The sequence below is a fragment of the Rhodococcus sp. ACT016 genome (genome assembly GCF_050477185.1).
Classification (GTDB): Bacteria; Actinomycetota; Actinomycetes; order Mycobacteriales; family Mycobacteriaceae; genus Prescottella.
Genome location: NZ_JBEAET010000001.1, coordinates 2,232,220 through 2,236,730, shown reverse-complemented (window position 1 = coordinate 2,236,730; position 4,511 = coordinate 2,232,220). Strand labels below are relative to the sequence as shown.

Here is a 4,511-nt window from a genome sequence, read left to right as displayed (position 1 = left end):
TTACTCGCCCCCTGAGAGCAGAATGCCCTGGTTGCATCGGGACCACACCATATCAAGATCCTTTCGGCGCTCGGACGGTTTCCCGACCCGCGCCAGGACCTCATTTGGCCTGGTAGATAGGCAGAAATGACCCTTCGGTCCGAATGGTCCGGCCCCCGTGGAGAGGCCGGATCGAGGACGCCTCGCGGCGTCACCGGGCCGCCTAGTCGAGCGACGGATCATGGTCCCTCGCGGCCACCGCGGAGGTAGGCCGGAGATCCGTCCAATTGCGGTCGATGTAGTCGACGCAGGCACGGCGGGACGCCTTCCCGTGCACTATCGCCCAGCCGGTGGGAACGTCGGCGAACGCCGGCCACAACGAGTGTTGGTTCTCTTCGTTCACCAGCACCAGATAGTCAGCCTCGGGGTCATCAAAGGGACTTGATGGACTTGTCACCACTTCACCTCTCGATCGTGTTCCGATGCAGAGTGGTGCACACCACAAGTTAGATCGAGTTCCCTGCCGGGTCCGTTACACCATGCTAGGCGACTCGAACGCAGTTGCGCCCCGTCGATGCCGTCCCTGGACGGGAGAGCACCCACGGGGCGCATGCGTGGAGAACATGTTCGCGGTGGCCGGAGAAGCCGCTACCGAGCCGAGGCGACCAGCGCTTTCGCCTTCGCGAGCCGGTTGGTGAGCCCCCACCGGCTCACCTTCGGCAGCGCTTCACGGACGATGTTGCCGCTAATCTTCGACTCACCGAGCTCGCGTTCGGTGAACGTGATCAGCACCTCGGTTACGGCGAACCCGGCGCTTCGTGTGCGTCCTCGACGGCGCTGTCTGTCCGCTGCGTCGTCGTGCTCGCCGACCCGTCACCCCGCCGGCCGCGCACGGCGGCGAACACGAGGGCGACGGCGGCCCCGAGACACAGGAGAACCTCCGGAATCGGACCGAGGCGGGTTGCCAGCGTGGTTCCGGTGCGCAGCGAGACCTGCGACACGAGGGCGGCCGGCTCGAACAGCGCAGTCTGCTGCTCCACCGCACCGTCGGCGGCAATGATCGCGCTCACACCGCTGGTGGCGGCGACGACGACGTCGCGGCGGTGCTCGACGGCGCGCACCCGTGACATCGCCAGCTGCTGGTACGTCATCTCGGTGTCGCCGAACGTCGCGTTGTTCGTCGGCACCGCGATCAACTGCGCGCCGTCGCGCACCGACTGGGTCAGCGCGCGGTCGAACGCCACCTCGTAGCAGGTGGCGATGCCGACGGGGATGCCGTCGGCGGTGACGACCCCGTTGCCGTGGCCGGGCACGAAGTTGCCGGCCTGGTCGGCGTAGGACGAGAAGTGGCGGAAAAAGTCCCGATACGGCAGGTATTCGCCGAACGGCTGAATGATCCGCTTGTCGTGCCGCTCGCCCGGTCCGTTCGCGCCGTCCCACACGATCACCGAGTTGGTGGTGGTGCGGTCGGCGTTCACCAGGACCGCGCCGACCAGGATGGGCGCCCCCACCGCCTCCGACGCCGCGGTGATCTCCTCGGCCGCGTCCGCGTTGCGGAGCGGGTCGATGTCGGACGCGTTCTCGGGCCACACGACCAGGTCGGGTTGCGGCTCGCGCCCGGCGGCGATGTCGTCGGCGAGCTGGTAGGTGCGGCGCACGTGGTTGTCGAGCACCGCGCGGCGCTGGGCGTTGAACTCGAGCCCCAACCGGGGCACGCTGCCCTGGATCGCCGCGACGGTGATCGTCCGGTCGCCGTCCGCGTCGGCGTGCACGTACGGCACGGTCGCCAGCGCGACGACCGACGCGGCACAGGCCACCACGACCGGCCCGATGAGCGCCCGCAGCGACCGGTCTCGCGCCACGACGTAGGCGACCGCGGCCAGTCCGGTGCCGGTGAGGGCCACACCGAAACTGAGCAGCGGTGCGCCGCCGAGCGCGGCCAGCGGCAGCAGCCAGCCCTCCGGTTGCCCGAATGCGAGCCTGCCCCAAGGGAATCCGCCGAACGGCAGCGTCGAGCGCAGCCACTCGGTGAGGCTCCAGACCGCGGCGATCGCGAGCGCCCCCACCCACCGCGGCGCGCGCAGTCGGGCCACCAGCACGGCGCCGAGACCGAACAGGCCGATGAAGACGGCCTCGGCCGCGGACAGCGCCAGCCACGGCAGTGGGCCGACGTACTCGCCGATCCACGGCAGCAGCGGCACCAGGAAACCGAGGCCCGCCAGGTAGCCGTAGCCGAAGCCGGCGCGCAGGGTGCGCCCGCGCCGCCCGTAGTCGGCGAGCACCGCGGTGAGCAGCGCGACGCCGAGCGGCGCCAGGAACCACAGCGGCCGGGGCGGGAAGCTCGCGAACAGCAGCAGGCCCGACGCGACCGCCGGGACGCAGTCGCGCAGTGTCGCCGTCAGCGGCCGTCGGCTGGTGCGGTCGTCACCGCTCATGGACGGTGACTCCGCGGTGCACCGAGCGCAGGCACACGGGCGTGCGGGCACCGTCCTCGAGTCGCGGCAGCGCGGGCACCCGGGAACGGGGGTCGGTGGACCACCGCTGCACCGAGTCCTTGGGTGCCGAGACGACCAGTTCGTCGGCGTCCCAGATCGCGTACGACGCGGGCGCGCCCGGCGTCAGGGTGCCGGCCATGCCGTCGCGCACACCGCCGGCCCGCCAGGCGCCGCGGGTGGCCGCGGAGAACGCGGCGCGCGGCGAGACCCCGCTGCCGGGGGTGTGGTGGTGGACGGCCGCGCGCAGCATCGCCCACGGATCCACCGGGGTCACCGGGGCGTCGGACCCGAACGCGAGCGACATCCCGGTGGCGGCGATGGGCGCGAACGGGTTCATCCCCGCGGCCCGCTCGGCGCCGAGGCGCTGCGCGTACATCCCGTCGGGTCCACCCCACAGCGCGTCGAACACCGGCTGCATGCTCGCGATCACGCCCCATGTGCCGAGCTGGGAGGCCTGGTCCGGGGTGACCATCTCGAGGTGCTCGAGCCGGTGCCCGCGCGCGGCGAGCGCCGGGCCGCCCAGGTCGGCGGCCACGGCCGCGAACGCCGCGACGGCGGTGGCGACGGCGGCGTCACCGATCACGTGGAAGCCGGCCTGGATCCCGGCGACCGTGCAGGCCCGCACGTGCGCGGCGACCGCGTCGACGCCCAGGTAGGTGTTTCCGTGGTGGCCGGCGCAGTCGTGGTACGGCTCGACCAGGGCCGCGGTGCGCGAGCCGAGCGCGCCGTCGATGAAGAGGTCCCCGCCGAGCGCGTGCGCGCCGGTCCGGGCGAGCAGTGCGGTGGCCGCCTCCGGGGTGTCGACTGCCTCGCCCCAGTAGCCGCGCACCTCGACGCCGTGCGCCAGCGCCAGCAGTTCGCGGAAGTCGTCGAGACCGCCGATGTCGGGGCCGCCGCACTCGTGGACGGCGACGATGCCCTGCGCGGCGGCGTGGTCGAGGGCCGCGGTGCGGGCGGCCGCGCGCTGCGTCGGGGTCAGCAGCGCGCGCGCCTGGGCGCGGGCCGCGTGGTGCGCGGCGCCGGTGAGCGGGCCGTCGGGCGAGAACCCGGCGGCCGCCGCCAGGTCCGGGGTCGCCTGCCGCAGCGGGGTCGAGCACAGCGCGGAGTGCGCGTCGATGCGCGTGAGGTACACCGCCCGACCCGGCGCGGCCTCGTCGAGTTCGGCGGTGGTCGGCGCGATGTCGGGCCAGCGGGTGTCGTCCCATCCCTGTCCCCAGATCACGGCGTCGTCCCGCTCGCCCGCGAATCGCCGCACCAGATCCAGGCATTCGGCCTTGCTGCGCGCGCCGCCGAGGTCGAGCCCGGTCAGCTGCAGACCGAGCGCTGTGACGTGGACGTGGGTGTCGACGAAACCGGGCGTGACGAACGCGCCGTCGAGTTCGACGATCTCCGCGTCGGGATGCAGTGCGCGGCCCGGGCGGTCCTCTCCGACCCAGACCACGATGCCGTCGGTGACCGCCATCGCGGTCGCGTCGGGTGCGCTGGGACTGTAGATACGGCCGTCGACCAACAGTTGGGTACTCACGGACGTCCAGTCTGCCTGTTACGGCAGGGCGCGGGGTCCCTGGGGCGGGGTGTCGGGCCGGAAGTCCGGGTACACGTCCACGACCTCGCCGTCGATGACGGTCCCCCGGCGCGCACCCGCGGCGCGGGACGCGAACTCGACACCCGTGAGCGTGACGCTCGCCTTCTTGCCGGCGAGCAGCACCGCGGCCGGGCGCAGCGCCCACCGCGTCGGCGGCAGCAGCATGAGCAGACCGAGCACCGACGTCACCAGGCCGGGCACGAACATCAGCACCGAACCGGCCGCGACCATCGCCCCGTCCGCGACGGCGCCGGTCGGCGATCCCTCGCCGCGCGAGGCGCGGCGGAAGCCGACCATCACCGCGCGCCACTGGGACTTCACCAGGATCATGCCGACGGCCGAACCGGCGATCAGCAGCAGCACCGTCCACAGCACGCCGATGGTGCTGCCCACCCAGATCAGGGCGCCGAGCTCCACCACCACGTAGAGAACGAACAGCAGGGCGATCATGG

5 protein-coding genes are annotated in these 4,511 nt (G+C 72.4%); all 5 read right to left on the bottom strand.

What is annotated here, in order from left to right; genetic code table 11:
- Positions 1–202 precede the first annotated feature (202 nt).
- Positions 203–436, bottom strand: coding sequence for an MbtH family protein (locus ACQ5DX_RS10460; RefSeq protein ID WP_430332560.1), 234 nt, complete (start codon positions 434–436; stop codon positions 203–205).
- A gap of 191 nt (positions 437–627) precedes the next feature.
- Positions 628–771: a hypothetical protein gene (locus ACQ5DX_RS10455; protein ID WP_430332559.1), complete on the bottom strand. Its 144-nt coding sequence runs from the start codon at positions 769–771 to the stop codon at positions 628–630.
- Between the two features lie 5 nt (positions 772–776).
- A complete protein-coding gene (gene lnt, locus ACQ5DX_RS10450) occupies positions 777–2,414 on the bottom strand; it encodes an apolipoprotein N-acyltransferase (protein ID WP_430332558.1) in 1,638 nt (545 codons plus the stop codon).
- A complete protein-coding gene (locus ACQ5DX_RS10445) occupies positions 2,404–3,999 on the bottom strand; it encodes an amidohydrolase (RefSeq protein WP_430332557.1) in 1,596 nt (531 codons plus the stop codon). Before ACQ5DX_RS10445 ends, lnt begins: the two co-directional genes overlap by 11 nt.
- An 18-nt stretch (positions 4,000–4,017) precedes the next feature.
- The gene (locus tag ACQ5DX_RS10440) at positions 4,018–4,509 is read right to left on the bottom strand and encodes an FxsA family protein (protein WP_430332556.1); all 492 of its coding nucleotides are present in this window, start codon (positions 4,507–4,509) and stop codon (positions 4,018–4,020) included.
- Positions 4,510–4,511: the final 2 nt, after the last annotated feature.

What these genes read in the sequence shown, in the direction of transcription:
- lnt (WP_430332558.1), bottom strand. Translation starts at nt 2,414, where the DNA reads ATGAGCGGTGACGACCGCACCAGCCGACGGCCGCTGACGGCGACACTG.
- ACQ5DX_RS10440 (WP_430332556.1), bottom strand. Translation starts at nt 4,509, where the DNA reads ATGATCGCCCTGCTGTTCGTTCTCTACGTGGTGGTGGAGCTCGGCGCC.